This is a genomic window from Flavobacterium fructosi, from assembly GCF_042787335.1.
GTDB lineage: Bacteria > Bacteroidota > Bacteroidia > Flavobacteriales > Flavobacteriaceae > Flavobacterium > Flavobacterium fructosi.
In genome coordinates this window covers 164823-184627 of record NZ_JBHZQA010000001.1, presented here as the reverse complement: position 1 = coordinate 184627, position 19805 = coordinate 164823, and the positions used below count along the sequence as shown (strand labels likewise).

Below are 19805 nucleotides of genomic sequence, written 5' to 3'. Positions count from 1 at the left end.
CGGATAGCCCGACCACGCTGCAACGCTAGTGAAAGCGTGGTCACGCCCCAATTATTTTATTTTAATTTTTGCAAATACATGTTGATCACATTATCCAATCCCAGATAAAGAGCTTCGGAAATTAAAGCGTGACCAATGGAAACTTCCAGCAATCCCGGTATATTTTCCTTGAAAAACTGAATATTGTCTAAACTCAAATCGTGACCTGCATTGATTCCCAAACCGATTTGATTGGCCAGAATTGCTGATTCCATAAACGGCTGTATACCTCTTTTGTTACCCAAACCGTATTCGTGTGCGAATGCCTCGGTATACAATTCGATTCTTTCAGTTCCAATTTTTTTTGCGCCTTCAATCATTTCTAGAACCGGATCCACAAAAATAGAAGTTCGGATTCCGTTGCGTTGAAATTCTTGCACAATTTCGGTTAAATATTCGGCATGTTTTATGGTATTCCAACCTGCATTGGAAGTTATCGCATCGACAGCATCTGGAACTAAAGTAACTTGGGTAGGTTTGATTTCGAGAACAAGATCGATAAATGTTTTCTCTGGATTTCCCTCAATATTATATTCGGTGTAAACAATGGATTTCAAATCTCTGGCATCTTGATAACGGATGTGACGCTCATCTGGACGCGGATGAATGGTGATTCCTTCTGCCCCGAACTTTTGAATATCAGTTGCTACCTTTAATAAATCGGGAACATTTCCTCCACGCGCATTTCGTAAAGTAGCTATTTTATTGATGTTTACGCTTAATTTTGTCATTGGAACACTTTTTGATTATGAAAAATAGTATTTGTTGTGACAAAAATACAAAGTAAAACCTAGGAGTTTTTGCTTATTTTTGATTATTTTGCATGAAATATTGAGATTGATTTATGACAGAAATTACAGAATATATTACTAATGATTTTAAACCGATTGACAGCCAAGATACTATTGCGGATGTTCAAGACTTTTTTAATGATGTGCACTTTTCACATTTTCCTGTAATTGAGGAGGAAGTTTATATTGGCAGTATGGCCGCAGATGATATTGTAACTTTTGAAAACAAGAAAAAAATAGCAGATTACAGATTTACTCTCGAAGGATTTTTCGTTAGAACAAATACAATCTGGCTGGACGTATTAGAAATTTTCGCAAAGAATCATACTAACTTAGTACCTGTTTTGGACGAAAACAATAAATATGTTGGCTATTATGAAATCGAAGACATCATGCGATTTTTTCATGAAACTCCCTTTTTGAAAGAGCCTGGGGGAATTATTATTGTCAAAAAAGGAGTGTTAGATTACTCAATGGGGCAAATTACTCAAATAGTTGAAAGTAATAACGGAAAACTTTTAGGCTTGTTCATCTCTGAAGCAGACGTAGAAAGTGTACAAGTTACGATGAAAATAACGTTGGGAGCCATAAATGAAATCATTCAAACTTTCAGAAGGTATAATTATGAAATCATTTCCGAACATCAAGAAGACAATTACATTAACAGTTTAAAAGAACGTTCTGATTATTTAGATAAATACCTTAATATCTAATAAAAAACAAATTGGAAAATGACAAAATTAGCAGTTTAATTATCTGATTTACACATTATCTAATTATCTAATTTAAATAAATGAAAGTAGCTATATACGGACAATATTATCAGAACAGCACCGAACCGATAATTAAAGACATCTTCGTTTTTTTTAATACCAATAAGGTAGAGATGGTTATTGATTTGGCCTTTTTGAAAATACTTTACGAAAAAAAGATTGTTCAAAAAGAATACAAAACGTTTGAATCTCATACCGAATTAGATGCTAGTTTTGATATGCTGATAAGCATTGGTGGGGACGGAACAATTTTAAGAGCTGCAACCTTAGTGCGAGATTCAGAAGTACCTATATTGGGTATTAATGCGGGCCGTTTAGGTTTTTTAGCAACCGTTCAAAAAGAAAATATTGCCGCGTTTATGCAATTTGTAATTGAAAAAAAATATACCCTTTCAAAAAGAACATTATTAAGTTTATCATGTTCTCCAAACAATGAATCTATTCAGGACATTAACTTTGCCATGAATGAAATCACTGTTAGTAGAAAAGATACTACCTCGATGATTACCATAGACACATATCTTAATGATGAATTTTTAAATTCCTATTGGGCAGATGGATTGATTATTTCCACCCCTACGGGTTCAACGGGATATTCTTTGAGTTGCGGAGGACCCATACTCACCCCCGATGTAAAAAGTTTAGTTATCACACCTATCGCTCCTCATAACCTGAACGCGAGACCACTGGTTGTTCCAGACGAAACCGAAATCCGATTAAAAATTTCTGGCAGAGAGGAAAATTATCTCGTTTCCTTAGATTCCAGAATTACTTCTGTAAAAAACGAATCGATTCTGACGATTAAAAAAACGCCCTTTCAAATAAACATGGTAGAAATTCCTGAAGAAACATTTTTAAAAACGCTTCGCACTAAATTACTTTGGGGAGAAGACAAAAGGAATTAAAGCATTTATAGCGAATACTATACGATTCAACCTCTTTTTTACGTTTTCATAAACAAATACCGAATTATACTTGTTTTTAGAAAAAACATACAATTAACTAAATAGGTGTCGAATTATATCGATAATTATTATATTTGCACGCAATTTTTAAGTAAATGAACCGTATTCTAAACTTTTTTATATTCCTATTCCCTTTCATGGCAATACAAGCTCAAATTCATGAGATTGGAGTTTTTGTTGGTGGTAGTAACTTCATAGGCGATGTAGGTTCAACAACTTACATATCCCCTAATGAACCTGCTATTGGAATACTTTATAAATGGAATAAAAGTCCAAGACATTCCTATCGGTTTTCATATACACAATCGAAAATTACTGCAAACGATCTAAATTCTGAAGAAGCTAGTAGAAATCAAAGAGGATATCGTTTTGAAAACAGCGTTAAAGAATTCTCTGCTGGGCTCGAATTTAATTTTTTTGATTTTAATCTGCACGAATTAAGAACCAAAATTACGCCTTATGTATACTCTGGTTTAAGCTATGTACAATATGAAGGTCTATTTTTTGTAGATGGGAAAACTAGATCAGATTCTAACCACGGAACCATAGCAGTACCAATGATTTTAGGTGTGAAATCAAATATTACACCTAATTTTGTTTTAGGAATAGAAGTTGGAGCCAGATATACCTTTGCCGATGATATTGATGGAAGCAACCCAAAGAATGAAAATCTAAAAATTTTACAATTTGGCAACATAAATAATAACGATTGGTATGTTTTCTGCGGACTAACCTTAACGTATACTTTTGGTAACAAACCTTGCTATTGTGCAGATTAAAGAAATGGAAATATTAAATAGAATTGACGCAACTAACTTACCCAAACATTTAGCCATCATCATGGATGGCAATGGACGTTGGGCAAAACAACAAGGACTTTTGAGATCTTTGGGACATCAAAGCGGAACAAAATCAGTCAAAGTAATAATTGAAGCCAGTGCTAGATTAGGAATTGAATTTCTTACGCTATACGCTTTTTCGTCAGAAAACTGGAACAGACCAAAACTAGAGGTCGAAACATTAATGAAAGTTCTAATTAATTCATTAAAAAAAGAACTTGTAACACTGCAAAAAAATAACATCAAACTGAATGCTATTGGTAATTTGGAAAAATTACCAAAATCGGCTCAAAAGGAACTTCTTGATGTAATAAATAAAACAAAAGACAACACTAAAATGACTCTAACGCTAGCTTTAAGCTACGGTTCTAGGGAAGAATTAGTCAGTGCTGTAAAAAACATTTGTAGTAAAGTTAAAAATAATATAATTTCAATAGACAGTATTGATGATTCAATTATAAATGAGCATCTTTACACGCAAAATTTACCAGATGTAGATTTATTAATACGAACAAGCGGAGAACATAGAATAAGTAATTTTTTGCTATGGCAAATTGCCTATGCAGAATTGTATTTTACTGATATATTGTGGCCAGACTTTAAAGAACAAGATTTATATGAGGCTATTGTTAGTTATCAAAAAAGAGAACGTAGATTTGGAAAAACAAGTGAACAAATTAAATAATTTTTTAGTGTTAAATCAGAAAATAGGAATAGCCCTTACCTTATTAATTTTTGGAAGTTTTACCCAAATTAAAGCTCAAGATCGAGTACCCTTTGACCAAGGAAAGAAATATATTCTAGCAGATGTTACCGTTGTTGGCAAAATAAGTTTTAATAATCAAACAGTAGTAACTTTTGCAGGACTTCAAAAAGGACAAGAAATAACAATTCCAGGCGAAGAAATAAGTGGAGCTATTAAAAAACTTGGAAAATTAGGTCTTTTTGATGAAATTTCGTTTTATGTGAATAAAATACAAAATGATAGTATTTATCTTGATTTAAACCTAGTAGAATTGCCTAAGTTAAACGAGGTGAAATTTGTAGGAATTAAGAAAAATAAAACTGAAGGTCTAATTAAAGACAACGGTCTTACTAGAGGCAAAGTAGTAAATGAAAATTTAATTACTACCACAAAAAACTACATCGAAAGTAAATACAAAAAAGAAGGTTATTACAATACTAAAGTAAATATTACCACCCCAAAAGACACATCAACTGTAAATCAAGTAAATATGCTTGTTACAATTGATAAAGGAGATAAAGTAAAAATACAAAGTATTGATTTTGTTGGGAACGACAAATTATCTGATAAGAATTTGCGAAATGCAATGAAAGATACAAAACAAAAAAACCCGCTACGTATTTTAAAAGCATCCAAATTTATACAGGCAAAATACAAAACAGACTTAGAAAAAGTAATAGCCGCTTATAAAGAAAAAGGATATCGTGATGCAAGAATACTTTCGGATTCGGTTACTTATAATAAGAATAAAAATGCATTAGCGATTAAAATAAATGTTGAAGAGGGAAATAAATACTATTTTGGAAATATTAAATTTCTAGGAAATACGGTATATTCTGATCAGTTGTTAAGTAGAATACTGGGCGTTAAAAAAGGAGAAACCTATAACGGAGTCTTACTTGAGAAACGTATTGCGGATAAATCAAAACCAGACAGTGAAGACATTACCAATTTATATCAAAACAATGGGTATTTGTTTTCTAATATAAATGCAGTAGAGGTAAAAACGGCCAACGACACTATCGATTTTGAAATTAGAGTTACTGAAGGTCCATTAGCTTATTTTAATAAAATTACGGTTGTAGGAAATGACAAAACAAATGACCGTGTCATTTACAGAGAATTAAGAACTAAGCCAGGAGACAAATACAGTAAAGAAGAATTGGTAAGAACCATCCGTGAGATCGGACAATTAGGATTCTTTGACCCGGAAGCAATTGATCCAAAATTCAAAAACGTAGACTCGGGCGCAGGAACAGTTGACATTGAATATAATCTTATAGAAAAGGGATCTAGCCAGATAGAACTTCAAGGAGGTTATGGTGGTGGAGGTTTCATAGGTACCCTAGGGCTGTCATTTAATAACTTCTCCGCACGGAACCTTTTAAATAAAGAAGCATACAAACCATTACCTATGGGTGACGGACAAAAAGTTTCCTTGCGATTACAAGGGAGTACTTATTTCCAGACGTACAGTGTGTCCTTCTCTGAACCTTGGTTCGGACAAAAAAAGCCCGTACAATTCAGCACCTCACTATCTTATAGCAAACAGTTTTTAAATAATTACATTACACGCAGAGTTGATAAAACTAAAAGTTTTAATATTTTAACCTTATCCGTAGGCTTAGCAAAAAGACTGACTGTGCCAGATGATTTCTTTGTTTTATCACAATCTGTAAGCTACCAACAATATGATTTGCATAATTATAATACAGGCTTATTTACTTTTGGTAATGGAACATCCCGAAACTTAGCTTATACAATAGGCTTAACAAGAAGTAATAAAGGAACTAACCCAATTTTCCCTATGTACGGATCGGAATTTAGCATTTCTGCAAAAGTGACGCCTCCATATTCTTTGATGAACGGAATTGATTATGCCAGATTAGGAGATAAAGAAGAATTCAAATTAAAAAACACGGTTGACAGGTCAAATACACCAGATGCAAATGGGCATACCGTTAAAATAGGAGATTACATTGATGCCGCCGGAAATAAAGTTTTCAGCTATGAAGATGCTGCTGCTGACCCTGCATTAGTAGATCAAAAGAAATTTAATTGGTTAGAATATTACAAAATAAAGTTCAAAGCCGATTGGTACACCAAAATTTATGGTAAATTAGTGCTGCGAACATTAACTGAGTTTGGATTTCTTGGAGCATATAACCAAAATAGAGGGGCTATACCATTTGAACGATTCTATGTAGGTGGTGATGGGTTAGCGAATTACTCGATGGATGGTAGAGAAACGATACAGTTAAGAGGTTACCCAAACAACTCGTTGACACCAGTAAATACTAAGGGAGAACAAATTGGAGCAACTGTTTACAATAAATTTTCATTAGAAATGCGGTATCCTATAACATTGAAATCATCTGCATCTATTTATGCATTGACTTTCTTAGAAGCAGGTTCGTCTTATAAGGATTTTAAAACTTACAATCCGTTTGCGTTAAGTCGTTCCGCTGGAGCTGGATTACGTGTATTTATGCCAGCGTTTGGACTATTAGGCATTGATTTTGGATATGGCTTTGATGCTTTACCAGGAACATCAAAACCTAACGGATGGGAAACACACTTTATCATTGGACAACAATTTTAAAAAAATGACATAAAATTTTCTAATACTATACCGTAATGAGAAAACAATTTTTATTTCCATTTTTAGCATTTATCGTACTAGGTACGATGAATGGGCAAACGAGAGGCACTAAAATAGGCTACATTGACATGGAGTACATTTTACAAAATGTTACCAACTATACAGAAGCCAAGAGTCAATTAGATCAAAAAGCCCAAAAATGGAAACAGGATATTGAGGTAAAAAAAATAGAGGTCAATAAACTTAAGGATGCTTTAAAGGCAGAAAAAGCCTTATTGACAAAAGAACTCATTGACGAAAGGGAAATTGAAATCAAGTTTCTTGAAAATGAAATGATAGATTATCAGCAGAAAAGATTTGGGCCAAATGGTGATTTAATTCAACAAAAAATAGTTTTGGCAAAGCCAATACAAGATCAAGTGTTTACTGCCATTCAAGACATTGCAGAAAGATTGAAATATGATTTTATCTTTGATAAATCTTCTGATTTGACAATGCTATTTACGGCCAAAAGGTTTGACATTAGCGAACAGGTTTTACGCGTACTGAATCGTACAGAAAAAAGAGAACAGTTATCAAAGAAACAGCTTAAAGTTGAAGAAGCTAAAGAAAACAAAGAAGATGCAGTAGATGAAAATCCAGTTTTAGCCGATAGGAAAAAAGCTTTAGATGAGAAAAAAGTGGCAAGAGATCAGGTTATAGCGGATAGAAAATTACTTCAAGAACAGAAGAAAAAAGAATTTGACGAAAGAAGAAAACAGCTGTTATCTGAAAGAGAATCTAAAAAAAATGGCACGGTTTCTGCCTCAGCTAAAACAGAGGAAACAAAAACAACAGCAGCCGTAAACGATTCCTCTAAATTAGCTTCAAAAAAAATGGTTGAGGATACCAAAATTAAACAAGCTGAAGAAAGAGCAACGATATTAGAACAGCGAAAAAAAGTAATTGAAGATCGTAAAAAGGCTTTGGAAGAAAAAAAGAAAAAAATACTGGAAGATAGAGAAGCGATAAGAAAAGCAAACGCTGAAAAATTAAAAGAAAATACAAACAAAAATTAATATTAAATATTTTAAAAACGATGAAACAAATTAAAACTTTACTAATTGCTGCTATATTATTATTTGGCGCAAATCAAACAATTAATGCACAAGCAAAAACGGCACATGTTGATGTGAGCGAAATTATGGCAAAAATGCCAGCTATGATAGATGCTCAAAAACAATTGGAAAAATTGAGTGCTACTTATGATGCGAATTACAAAAAAATGGTTGAAGAATACCAAACAAAATTAAAAAAATACGATTCAGAATCAGCAACAGTAACTGAAGTAGTAAATGGAGAACGCTCAAAAGAAGTTCAAGATATGCAAAAAAGAATTGTTGATTTTAGAGACAATGCTCAAAAAGAATTGCAACAAAAAGAATCTGATATTGTTAAACCATTGATGGACAAAGTAAGGACTTCTATCCAAAAAGTAGGCAAAGCAAAAGGATTTCAATACGTATTAGATGGTTCTACACTTTTATTAGCTGACGGTCCAAACTTGACTGCTGATGTAAAAAAAGATTTAGGATTTTAAAAATCACATCATTTAGATTATAAAAACTGCTCACCCTATTTTTGGGATTGAGCAGTTTTTTTTTGAAAATAATTTTTAGGATATTTACATTCTAGCCCTTAACTTTGTTTCTATGCACAACAATCAACCTATAGGAATTTTCGACTCCGGCATTGGCGGAACCTCCATTTGGAAAGAGATACATCAATTACTTCCAAATGAGAAAACAATCTATTTAGCTGATAGCAAGAACGCTCCCTACGGTCAAAAATCGAAGGAAGAGATTGTTTCCCTAAGCGTAAAAAATACGGACCTCCTACTTACTATGAACTGCAAATTGATTGTAGTAGCTTGCAACACCGCAACTACTAATGCAATTCGTGAATTACGCGAAAAGTACAATGTTCCTTTCATAGGCATTGAACCGGCCATAAAACCTGCCGTTACTCATTCCAAGACACAAATAATAGGCATACTCGCTACACAAGGAACACTGAACAGCGAGCTTTTTAATAAAACTACAGAGAAATATCAAGACACTAAAATAATTGAACAAGTAGGTCATGGATTAGTACAGTTGATTGAAAATGGCGATATCAATTCGTCAGAAATGACCCAATTACTTACGTCCTATCTCACACCTATGATTGAGGCTAACATCGATTATCTCGTGTTGGGATGCAGTCATTATCCTTATTTGATTCCTCAAATAAAAAAGATACTTCCAGGACATATTCACATCATTGATTCTGGGGAAGCTGTTGCAAAACAAGCTCAAAAAATATTAAAAGAAAAAATAGGTCTTTCTTCAGCCGAAAAAAGTAAACAAATTTTCTATATCAATAGCAATCCTACGGTTTTAAATGAAATTTTAGAAAACAAATTTACTGTTGAACAATTAGATTTTTGATTCAAAATTTAATTGTTATTTTTTAAAACAAGCTTAAATAAAGATTTTTTTGCGCAGAAATTTTAATAAAAAATCATTCTTCCAAAAGTCAATTAATAATTTGTTAAGAATAATTATTTTATGATATTCAACGTTACCAACATAAGTATAATAAAACGCAAAAAAAGGCTGACAAGAAAAATTATATCCGTTATTTTTTTTAGACGAAATTTTGCATTTTTCATTTGACGCATATAAAAGAAGAATACTGCTTATTATATATATGACGATAGATACCGCAATGAGTTTATCAATTATTGTCATTTCGCTCGAATTGTTTGAGTGTAAAAACGTCAGAACAATTAAACAAAATCCGAGTAAAATTGCCCATGATTTAAATGTATGCTAATCCATATCTTTTCTTTTGCCCATTCTTATAATTATTGAAAAGTGAAATTAACTATTTTTCTTCCTTAAACCAACTGGAATACATCACGTAATTGTTAGAAATACGTTCAATTTCCCCTGAAAAATCAGATTGGTCAATATCTTTTACCTTTTTGGCAGGAACACCAGCCCAAATCGATCCAGAACCCACAACAGTATTTTGGGTAATAACAGCTCCGGCTGCCACAATAGAGTTACTTTCGATAACACAATTATCCATAATGATCGCTCCCATTCCAATCAATACATTGTCATGCACGGTACAACCATGCACAATAGCATTGTGACCAATTGAAACATTATTCCCTATAATTGTAGGATGTTTTTTATAGGTACAATGAATAATCGCACCATCCTGGATATTAACTTTATTGCCTATTTTGATAAAGTTCACGTCGCCTCTTATTACGGCGTTAAACCAAACACTACAAGAAGAACCAAAACTAACTTCCCCTACAATAGTAGCATTTTCGGCTACATAACAATCCTCCGGTATGGAAGGAGATTTTCCGTTTACAGACTTAATTAACATGGATATAAAGTAAAATTAATTTATTGCAGGACAATTGCATTCGTATTTTTCAGGTTTGCAAAACAAATTGATTCCCAAAGTAATTTGGTGATAGCCACCATTATCAAATTTCATAGCTCCTGATACATGCGAATAAGTGTAGGCGAACATGAAATTATTGAAATTGACCCCAACAATTGGAGTGAAATATTGAAGTCTCTGCTTAGAAACTCCAGAACCATTGGTATATTCAGCGCTATCGAAACTTCTACGATATGACAAACCTCCCCATAGTTTTCCAAAATCAAAATCTTTGTATGCTTTCATATTAAGGTCTATTGATTTCTCTTTAGTCTTGTCTACCAGTTGAAATAAAATTGATGGTTCCCACAATATTCTATCCTTATCTCCAAAAACATAACCCGAACTCAACAAGTATTTTCTCAAATTATCACTTTCATATTCCGTGTAAATATCTCTTCTTGTTTCAATAGCATTTTTAACCGTACCATGAACATAAAAATCTAAATAGTTATAGGAAGCGCCAAAATCAATGTTGAAATAAGAATCTTTTTGTACAATTGTGCCATCAATAATGGGATCAAAATCACCAGACTGTCTAAACTCCGTTTCGTCTAATTGGCTTTGGATTAAACCTCCGCTAATCCCAAAAGACAACTGATTCAAATCAATTTCATCTCTAGAAAACATAAGATGATAGGCATATGTAAACTTTACCCCTTTCTGGGAATGGTACCCATTTTTATCATTAAATAGAATAATTCCAGCCCCTGCCTTTTCCCCTACTCTTCCATTAAAACTCAGTGTTTGAAGTTCTGGAGCATCTTCCTGACCAAACCATTGTTTACGTGCAGTAAGTCTAATTTTAGCACAATTTGCAGCACCAGCCATTGAAGGATGAATCAAATAATAATTATCTGATAAATAATCCGAATAAACGGCAACTCCCTCTTGTGCAAAGGAACAGTGAGATATAAAAAAAAGAAAGGCTATGAGTCTAATTTTGTTATACATTGTAATACAATTATATAATATGAGTGTGAAACCAAAAAAATTACAATAACCAGTTAGATAACTAAATTTTTGTTAATTTATTTTATTAATATTCAAATATAGCGATTCGTGGAAAATATCTTTACTAAATTTGTAGAAATTTACAAAGATCATGACAAAAATTAGTATAAAAGAAACACAAAACCCAACCATACTCAAATTTGAATTCCCAGATTTTATAACTCAGAACGAGAGTTTTGAATTCAAAAACATAGATGAAGCTAAAGCTTCTCCCCTTGCACAACAATTATTTTATCTGCCATTTGTAAAAACAATTTACATCTCGGGGAATTTTATGGCAATCGAGAAATACAGCATTGTAGAATGGGACGACGTTAAGGATGCCGTTGCAGAACAAATAGAGACATTTGTAAGCAATGGTGGCACAATCATCAATGTTGACGAAAATAAAACAAAAAAACAACCCGTAACTGTTTACGGAGAAACAACTCCCAATCCGGCAGCTTTAAAATTTGTGGTTAGCAAAATGTTAACAAAAAACGCTATTGAATTTAAGAATATTGATCAAACTGGCCCTTCGCCATTGGCAAAAGAACTATTCAAATTTCCTTACGTGAAAGAAGTTTTTATAGACGAAAACTATATCTCGGTCACAAAATATGAAATCAATGAATGGCAAGAAATAACCTTAGAATTAAGAAGTTTCATCAAACAATATATTGAAAATGGCGGAACTGTTTTAGATGAAAATTTTATTCAAACAGTTACAGCAAAAGAAGATACCAAAGCAAAAGAATTTGATAATCTGGATGTGACTTCACAACAAATTATCAACATATTAGAAGAGTATGTAAAACCTGCCGTACAAGCTGACGGTGGAAATATCGCATTCGATTCCTATAACGAAACCGACAAAACCGTAAAAGTTATTTTACAAGGTGCATGTAGCGGCTGCCCTTCATCCACATTTACCTTAAAAAGTGGAATTGAAAACATGCTAAAAAGCATGCTTAACGACGATAACATAAAGGTTGAAGCAATTAACGCATAAAAACACAATATGCTGATTACGTTAATATTACATTAAAAAATACCTAATTTTAAATTAAAAATTTAAAATTTTTGGTATATTTAGTATCTAATTTAACACCTAGAAATCATGTCAGTATTAAAAGTAATTGAAGTACTTGCCAATTCAGAAATTAGTTGGGAAGACGCAGCTCGAAAAGGAGTTGCCAAAGCGGCCACATCGTTAAAGAATATACGATCCGCTTATATTAAAGATCACAGTGCAACTGTAAAAGATGGCAAGATTACAGAGTATAGAGTAAATTTGAAATTAACATTCGAACTCGAATAAATTAATTTTAATGAAAAATTTAGGCGTTTCATTTGAAACGCTTTTTTTTTAATTTTTTTAGAAGCAGTTTCCGCGTTCGCAATCATTATAACCATGTTTTAGGACTGCAAGAACCCAAACAACACCATGAACTTCGCTTTCATTGCAACATCCCAAAAACGCCATTCATCGGAAAGATCGTCATATTAACTCATTGGCATAAGGTCAAAAAAATATTAAGCAAAAAAAAACAAATAGCTAATATATCAGGGGCTTTGGACACGGGTCCAAAAAAGCAAATGTCTCTTTTTTAGCAGTGCGTAGTAAAGAGGTGTAAACATTATTCTACTTATGTTAAAACAGATTCTCTTTAGCATCAATTACTAATTATCAGCAAATTATTAACTATATATTAAAACAATCTTAGAAATAATTGCTTAATATTGTAAGACTAATCAAATAAATATATCATGGGAGTATTATCATTTTTAAAGAATTTATTTGGCTCAGCCAAAGAATCAGCGGCTGATTTGGTTGACAAAGCCGAAACAACTTTTGAAGAGGCAAAAGAAAAAGTAGCACCTTATCTTGACAAAGCAGAGTCTTTTACTGAAGAGACAATTGAAAAAGCAAAAGAGGCGGCCACCCCTTATTTTGATAAAGCGGAATCGTTTGCTCATGACGCAATAGAGAAAGTAAAAGAGACAGCGGCACCGATAATAGATAATGCTGAAGTATATGCTGAGAAAGCGAAGGAAGTGGTAAGTGAATATTCTGATAAAGCGGCAGATGCTTTTGCAAAAGTTACGGAAAACACAAAAGAAAATGTTACTGTCCCAGCAGATAAAATCGAATCCATAGCCGATGAATCTAAAACAATTACCTCGGACACTACTAACGTTGCAAAAAACAAAGTCGAAGAAATAGTGGATGAAGCTAAAGCTATTGCCTCAGAAACCGCGGAAACTATTTCTGAAAAAACAACCGAATTTGTAAATGATGCGGACTCCGAAGCTACAGAAATAGCCAAAAAAAACATAAATAAAATAGAAGAAGACGCAGATTAGATTTTAAAAAATAATTAATTTGTATTTTCGCCATTCAAACTTAACCTTCTCTTATGAGAAGGTTTTTTATTATTAAAAAAATGAACTTAGACCCTAATCAACTTACTGATTACGCCAGTACTTTCGCCAAAGTATTGATAGATTATTCCCCAAAATTGATATCTGCTTTCCTAATTCTATTTGCAGGACTTTATACCATTAGGCTTATCAACCGATTTATTAGGAGCATGATGATAAAAAGGGATTTAGACCCTACCCTGACTAAGTTTCTTTCAGATATTTTACTTTGGGTTCTAAGGGTATTATTATTTATTACTTTCATCTCAAATCTGGGGATAGAAACCTCTTCTTTTGTAGCTATTCTTGGAGCAATGGGACTTGCCGTAGGACTATCACTTCAGGGCTCCTTATCTAATTTTGCGGGTGGAATGTTGATTATTTTGTTTAAACCATTTAAAGTTGGCCATACAATAGAAGCGCAAGGAGTTGTTGGAACAGTAAGTGAAATCCAAATATTTGTGACCAAATTAATTAATGCCAATAACCAAACTATTTTTGTTCCAAATGGATCTTTATCAAACGGCACTATCATTAATTACTCCTTGCAAGGATTTAGAAGAGCTGATTTGACAATCGCCATTTCCTATGATACGGACATTAAAAAAGCAAAAAATATCATTACCGAAGTTTTAAACAACAATCCAAAGATACTTAAAACACCAATTGCTGAAGTTTCCGTAAAAAACTTAACGGATAATGCAATTCAACTTGCGGTAAGACCTTGGGCAAATAACGAAGATTTTGGTGCTGTTTTTTCTGAGACTTTAGAAAGCTGCAAAGTAGCATTTGATCAAGCTGGGATTGTTATTCAACCTTATGTAAGAGAATCTTCCAAGGCTAATCTTTAATTTAAATATTTATTTCTTTGAAGTGGTAATCATAAAATCTTTTAAATAGTACGGTTCAAAATAGGCGACGTCTACAGTGTCACCTATTTTGTATTTTTCAAAACTCAACATGTCCATTTCTTTTGCAGATGGATATTTTATTTCCTCTAAAAAAACATAGTTTTCTTTAGTAAGAACCGCTTTGCATTTCTCTGAACAATCACCCACAAAGTAAATCGTTTCCTCTATGTCATTAAAGGAATCTTTCGTAATTATTTCCGCCAAAATTGCTCTTTTCTTCTCTAAATTAGGAGTGAATATGGCGCTGTATACTTCCATTCTTCTGGCATCAATCATTGGGATAATTAAACCATTCGAAACACTTACTTGCGAAGCTAAAGTTTTCAGTGTATCAACAGCAATTAATGGAATGTTTAAAGCATAGCTGAGTCCCTTGGCTGCAGAAACGCCTATGCGCAATCCAGTGTAAGAACCTGGACCTTGGCTTACTGCAATAGCCACTAAATCATTGACCGTGATCCCGGCCTCTATCAGGATTTCTTCAATAAAAACATGCAAGCGTTCGGCATGGGAATACCCCTCTTCAGCAATTTCTTTGCATAGAATTGTTTTTCCTTCTATTGCGAGAGCTACAGAACAGTTTTTAGTTGCGGTTTCGATGTTTAGAATATATTCCACTTTTATTTTACATTTAGGATTAGTAAATCATAATTATTTTATTTCTAATTTTCCCAAAAGTTGTCCTTTCGACGAAGGAGAAATCAGATAATGAGATTCCTCCTTCATCGGAAGTACAAAACTTGAGTGACTAATTTATTGATAAAACACAATCACAGTACAAATCTCGTTATAAAACTTGGAATTTTAGATTTGCTTTTGAAATTTTAAAAAAATTATTTCTTCTCTTTTTCTTTACCTGTTTTGAGGGTCACTCTATCTCCAGAATTCAGATCCTTTGACACCGTTGTATAAGGACCCGTTATAACGACATCCCCTTTTTTAAGACCGGTTAAAACTTCAATATTCGTATCGTCTTGAATCCCCGTTTTTATAATTCTGATTTTAGCTTTACCTCCTACTTTTACAAAAACACATTCAAATTTTTTATCACTTTTAGGAGCTGCTTCTTTAACCTCTATTTTAGAATCTGGCATCTTACCAACAACCACAGCCGTAGTATCTGACTTTACAACCACGGAACTAATAGGCACGGACAAAACATTATTTTTTGTTTTGGTAATTATATCAACAGTCGCCGTCATTCCAGGTCTAAAAGGAGAATACGCTGCAGGTCTTTCTTCTAGTAAATCTTGGTATGATTCTTTAAGTATTCTAACTTTTACTTTGAAATTAGTCACTTGATCGGCCGTTAAAGAAGAACTTGCCGAATTAGAAATACTCGTAACAACACCTTTAAACTGTTTTTTTAAATAAGCATCAACTTCAACTTTCGCCTTGTCACCTACTTTTATTTTCACAATATCATTTTCATTCACATCTACTTCAACTTCCATATTGTTCAAGTTGGCAACTCTCATTATTTCAGTTCCGGCCATTTGTTGCGTTCCCAAAACACGTTCTCCTAACTCCACATTAAGCATCGAAATTGTACCATCTGCCGGAGCATAAATAATGGTACGGCCAAGATTGTCTTTGGCTTCATTTACTGAAGCAGACGCACTTTGAACATTATAATAAGCCGTTTGCTTTGTTGCTTTTGCTACTTCAAAAGAAGCGACTGCTTTGTCCCAATCTGATTTAGATATAATTCCCTTTTCAAATAACGTTTTGTTTCTGTCGTAACTTGATTTAGCTTCTTTAAAAGAGGCGTCCGCCTGACTTAATCCAGCTTTTGTACCTGATAAATTGGCAACCGTTCTATTTAAACCGGAGGTATATAAATCTGGATTGATTTTTACTAGTAGATCTCCTTTTTTAACTACTTGTCCTTCTTTTACAGGCAATGCAATAACTTCTCCAGAAACCATTGAAGATATTTTTACTTCTATTTCAGGTTGAATTTTCCCAGTGGCAGAAACAGTTTCTATGATTGTGGATGCATTTACTGTAGTTATCTCTACTTCTTTTCCTTTATCTTTGTTACCAATAACTCCCCTTTTTGAAAGTATTACCAATAAAGCTATAATTGCTACTACGCTACCAATTAAGATATAAATTGTTTTTTTTGACATGTTAAATTAGTTTTTGATAATTGGAATCCCAAAATAGAATTCCAGTATTTTAATTTTAAAAATATAATCGTATTTGGTTCTAATAACTTCAGATTGTGCATTTGACAATAAGGTTTGCGATTGGTTAAAATCAAATGAATTCATCAAACCTACAGCATATTTTTCTTTGGCATAATTATAGGCTTCTTGTCTTGATTCTAATGCTACAATAGAAGATTCATGTGCGTTTAAAGCGCCTTTTGCATCTGTAAATGCAGTAAAAACGTTTCTTTGCAAATCTAAATCCTGTTGTTCTAATGCGATTTTTGATTTTTCTAAACTTACTTTTGAACGTTCTACATTATTTCTTACTGAAAACCCATTAAAAATTGGAACGGACAATTGTGCTCCGAATGACTGTCCTTTATTATTGCCAAATTGAGTCCAGAAAAGTGGAGCAGCACTCGTTATGACAACACCATTTGAAATAGAAATTACATCTGCGTAAGAAACCCTTGTATTAAAATTATAAAACCCTTGAAGAGTCGGCTGAAAACCTCCTTTTGCAATTGCGACATTTTTTTCGGCAATTTGTAAATTAGTTTGGGCAATTTTCAATTCCGTCCTACTTTGCTTTGCCTTATCATATATAGCTGTAGGAGTTTGAGCCAAAATATTATTTTCGTCTTTTATTGAAGTATTATCAATTACATCAAAATTCTCGAAGTCCTTTAATTGCAATAATTGAGCTAAACTTAATTTAGAAATCAACAGCGCATTATCCGCAGCAATGACAGCTTGGTTATTAGACGCGACTGTAGCTTTTATATCCAGTAAGTCTCCACGAGGAATTGATCCTGCTTTTACTAATTCCCCCGAACGGGTGTACTGTTTTTCGTTGAACGCCTTTTGCTCCTGTTGTACTTTTAGGTTTTCTTTATTGAAAAGGATTTGCAAAAAAGCATTCGCAACATTTAACGCAACATCTTCTTTCATTTTCAATAACTGATATTTGGCAGCAACGATGGAGAGATTAGTTTTTCGCAACGTATTTTGGTTTTGCAGTCCCTTATAAATATCAATACCCACACTTACTCCTGCTGAAGTAAACTGTGAAGTTTGATTTCTTAAAAGTCCTGTTGTAATATCCTGATTCAAACCAATATTCCAAGAGTGAGATGCATTAGCATTAACAGAAGGCAAAAAATTTCCAACAGCTCCTTTTTTATCAATCATTGCTGTTTTAGAATCTAATTCGGTTTGCTTGATGGAAATGTTATTTTGCACCGCATAATTTACACATTCTTCCAAGGTCCACTTTTTAGATTGCGCCTGAACTGATAGCCCAAACAGAACAATAAAAACGAAACTTATACAACTCTTTTTTTTCATATTCATTTGATAAAAACACAGCAAAAACACTGTGCAAATTTAACATTTTTAAAAACTATTTGTTTTATCAAGCTCCGATTAATCGATTACTTCGATAGACAATAATTTTTAACTTTTATTTAAAAAAACGATAATTTAATTTTCAAATTTAATACTAATGCTGCTAATTATTCAAAATTAGCAAAATGAATTCTACTACTAAAAATGCTAGTTTTCCTGATAATATACCAATAAGACATAATAGCTATCAAAATGTTACAGTTTAACTTTAAAATATAATTGTTTTCTTAATTTTGTTCCTTCAAACAAAAACAAAATGCTAAAATTCTTTTCGATCTTACTTGTCATTCTATTTATTGTATCTATTTCTGGCTGTTCAACTTCCCAAAAGATAGCGACTCTAAAACCGGAACCTGATGACGCTATTCCTTTGGTTTATGAAAATGTCCCATCTTTTATTAATTTACCCATTAGTGTAAAATTGAAGGATATTGAGAACCAAACTAACGCATTATTAACTGGTTTGATTTACGAAGACAACACTATTGAAGACGATGATATTGAAATGAAAATTTGGAAACTGGCACCGATTACGATCGTCAACGATCATGGGATTTCCGGAGAAAGAATAAAAACAATTTTACCATTAAAAGCTATCGTAAAATATAGAATTGGCACAAAAAAACTTGGCATTTCACTTTATGATACCAGAGAATTCAATCTAAACGGAGTAGTGACTTTGCTGAGCGATGTTAGTTTAACCAATTGGAAACTAAACACTATAACAGAATTAAAATCATTAGAATGGAATGAAAGCCCTACGATGACCGTTTTTGGTAAAAATGCACCAGTAACTTATCTAATTAATCCAGCCGTTAAACTTTTTAAATCAAAAATTGAAAAGAAGATTGATAGTGCGATTGAAAAATCAATGGATTTTAAACCTAATGTCCTGGCAGCTTTGGAAAAAATTTGCACCCCTTTTCAAATGAGTGACGTTTATCAAAGTTGGCTTCGAATTGTTCCACTCGAAATTTACGCTACAAACGCCAAACTGAAAAACGATACTTTCCTGTTGGACATGGGAATGAAATGCAATATGGAAACTTTGATAGGAAGTAAACCTGAATCTAAATTTGATGCAGTAAAAATCATTTTGAAATCAGTAGTTAAAATCCCTCAGGAAATAACCGCTAATATTGTGGCCGTTTCAACCTATCAGGAAGCTTCAAAAATAATGACCAAGAATTTTTCTGGACAGGAATTTGGCTCTGGCAGCAATAAAATAAAAATTCAAAATGTAGCCATTTGGCAAAAAAAAGGTAAAATAATAATTGCTTTAGATGTTACGGGATCTGTAAACGGAACCATTTATTTAGCAGGTTTCCCACAATATAATGAAAAAACCAAAGAAGTATTTTTTGATCAATTGGATTACGCTCTTGACACTAAAAACAAATTAATGCGCACTGCCAACTGGCTCACTCAAGGATTAGTTTTAAGAAAAATTCAACAGACCTGCCGCTATTCTATAAAACCAAATTTAGAAGAAGGCCAACAAAGCATGAAGAATTATCTACAAAATTATTCTCCCATGCAAGGTGTTAATGTAAACGGAAAAATGGAAGACATTCAATTCCAAAAAATCGAATTAACCAACCAAGCTATCATCGCCTTTATAAAAGTAAAAGGAACTGTAAATGTATCCGTAAATGGATTAAAGTAGATGAAGAT

Annotated in this window: 19 protein-coding genes; 13 read left to right on the top strand and 6 right to left on the bottom strand. The window is 33.0% G+C overall.

The features are described 5' to 3' along the window. Window positions 1-56 precede the first annotated feature (56 nt). Complete coding sequence (locus tag ACFX5D_RS00780; RefSeq protein ID WP_379856378.1) at window positions 57-770, bottom strand: pyridoxine 5'-phosphate synthase; 714 nt, start codon at window positions 768-770, stop codon at window positions 57-59. Between the two features lie 113 nt (window positions 771-883). On the opposite strand from ACFX5D_RS00780, the gene ACFX5D_RS00775 reads away from it, so the two are divergent. The 8 genes from ACFX5D_RS00775 (at window position 884) to murI (ending at window position 9222) form a co-directional block, all read left to right on the top strand. Next, window positions 884-1543, top strand: coding sequence for a CBS domain-containing protein (locus ACFX5D_RS00775; RefSeq protein WP_379849322.1), 660 nt, complete (start codon window positions 884-886; stop codon window positions 1541-1543). Window positions 1544-1623: 80 nt separating this feature from the next. Next, window positions 1624-2508, top strand: coding sequence for an NAD kinase (locus tag ACFX5D_RS00770; protein ID WP_379856377.1), 885 nt, complete (start codon window positions 1624-1626; stop codon window positions 2506-2508). Window positions 2509-2663: 155 nt separating this feature from the next. Next, window positions 2664-3347: a type IX secretion system protein PorG gene (gene porG / locus ACFX5D_RS00765; RefSeq protein WP_379856376.1), complete on the top strand. Its 684-nt coding sequence runs from the start codon at window positions 2664-2666 to the stop codon at window positions 3345-3347. Between the two features lie 4 nt (window positions 3348-3351). Further along, window positions 3352-4092, top strand: a complete 741-nt coding sequence (locus ACFX5D_RS00760; RefSeq protein ID WP_379856375.1) for an isoprenyl transferase — start codon at window positions 3352-3354, stop codon at window positions 4090-4092. After that, on the top strand, window positions 4025-6754 hold the full coding sequence (locus ACFX5D_RS00755) for a BamA/OMP85 family outer membrane protein (protein ID WP_379856374.1): 2730 nt from the start codon (window positions 4025-4027) through the stop codon (window positions 6752-6754). The genes ACFX5D_RS00760 and ACFX5D_RS00755 overlap by 68 nt, the downstream gene beginning before the upstream one ends. Before the next feature lie 35 nt (window positions 6755-6789). Then, window positions 6790-7812, top strand: a complete 1023-nt coding sequence (locus ACFX5D_RS00750) for an OmpH family outer membrane protein (RefSeq protein WP_379856373.1) — start codon at window positions 6790-6792, stop codon at window positions 7810-7812. Between the two features lie 20 nt (window positions 7813-7832). Next, window positions 7833-8333: an OmpH/Skp family outer membrane protein gene (locus tag ACFX5D_RS00745; RefSeq protein WP_379856372.1), complete on the top strand. Its 501-nt coding sequence runs from the start codon at window positions 7833-7835 to the stop codon at window positions 8331-8333. 112 nt (window positions 8334-8445) lie between these two features. Next, entirely contained in the window at window positions 8446-9222 is a 777-nt protein-coding gene (gene murI, locus ACFX5D_RS00740) for a glutamate racemase (RefSeq protein ID WP_379856371.1), read from the top strand. Window positions 9223-9661: 439 nt separating this feature from the next. Here murI and ACFX5D_RS00735 read toward each other — a convergent pair whose 3' ends face one another. Together ACFX5D_RS00735 and ACFX5D_RS00730 are read right to left on the bottom strand one after the other, a co-directional pair. Beyond that, window positions 9662-10180, bottom strand: coding sequence for a gamma carbonic anhydrase family protein (locus ACFX5D_RS00735; RefSeq protein WP_379856370.1), 519 nt, complete (start codon window positions 10178-10180; stop codon window positions 9662-9664). A gap of 15 nt (window positions 10181-10195) precedes the next feature. Next, complete coding sequence (locus ACFX5D_RS00730; RefSeq protein WP_379856369.1) at window positions 10196-11194, bottom strand: PorP/SprF family type IX secretion system membrane protein; 999 nt, start codon at window positions 11192-11194, stop codon at window positions 10196-10198. 151 nt (window positions 11195-11345) lie between these two features. Here ACFX5D_RS00730 and ACFX5D_RS00725 point away from each other — a divergent pair, with 151 nt between their 5' ends. The 4 genes from ACFX5D_RS00725 (at window position 11346) to ACFX5D_RS00710 (ending at window position 14508) form a co-directional block, all read left to right on the top strand. Then, entirely contained in the window at window positions 11346-12245 is a 900-nt protein-coding gene (locus ACFX5D_RS00725; protein ID WP_379856368.1) for a NifU family protein, read from the top strand. A gap of 108 nt (window positions 12246-12353) precedes the next feature. Then, a complete protein-coding gene (locus ACFX5D_RS00720; protein ID WP_379856367.1) occupies window positions 12354-12554 on the top strand; it encodes a dodecin family protein in 201 nt (66 codons plus the stop codon). A gap of 449 nt (window positions 12555-13003) precedes the next feature. Then, on the top strand, window positions 13004-13600 hold the full coding sequence (locus tag ACFX5D_RS00715) for a hypothetical protein (RefSeq protein ID WP_379856366.1): 597 nt from the start codon (window positions 13004-13006) through the stop codon (window positions 13598-13600). An 80-nt stretch (window positions 13601-13680) separates the two neighbouring features. Beyond that, window positions 13681-14508 (top strand): mechanosensitive ion channel family protein, encoded by an 828-nt coding sequence (locus ACFX5D_RS00710; protein WP_379856365.1) that lies wholly within the window; start codon window positions 13681-13683, stop codon window positions 14506-14508. Window positions 14509-14517: 9 nt separating this feature from the next. Here ACFX5D_RS00710 and tsaB read toward each other — a convergent pair whose 3' ends face one another. The 3 genes from tsaB to ACFX5D_RS00695 form a co-directional block, all read right to left on the bottom strand. After that, complete coding sequence (gene tsaB, locus ACFX5D_RS00705; RefSeq protein ID WP_379856364.1) at window positions 14518-15186, bottom strand: tRNA (adenosine(37)-N6)-threonylcarbamoyltransferase complex dimerization subunit type 1 TsaB; 669 nt, start codon at window positions 15184-15186, stop codon at window positions 14518-14520. Window positions 15187-15401: 215 nt separating this feature from the next. Beyond that, on the bottom strand, window positions 15402-16700 hold the full coding sequence (locus ACFX5D_RS00700) for an efflux RND transporter periplasmic adaptor subunit (protein ID WP_379856363.1): 1299 nt from the start codon (window positions 16698-16700) through the stop codon (window positions 15402-15404). A gap of 6 nt (window positions 16701-16706) precedes the next feature. Further along, window positions 16707-18071, bottom strand: coding sequence for a TolC family protein (locus ACFX5D_RS00695; RefSeq protein WP_379856362.1), 1365 nt, complete (start codon window positions 18069-18071; stop codon window positions 16707-16709). 316 nt (window positions 18072-18387) lie between these two features. Between ACFX5D_RS00695 and ACFX5D_RS00690 the strand changes: the two genes are divergently transcribed. Further along, complete coding sequence (locus ACFX5D_RS00690; RefSeq protein WP_379856361.1) at window positions 18388-19797, top strand: DUF4403 family protein; 1410 nt, start codon at window positions 18388-18390, stop codon at window positions 19795-19797. Window positions 19798-19805 lie beyond the last annotated feature (8 nt).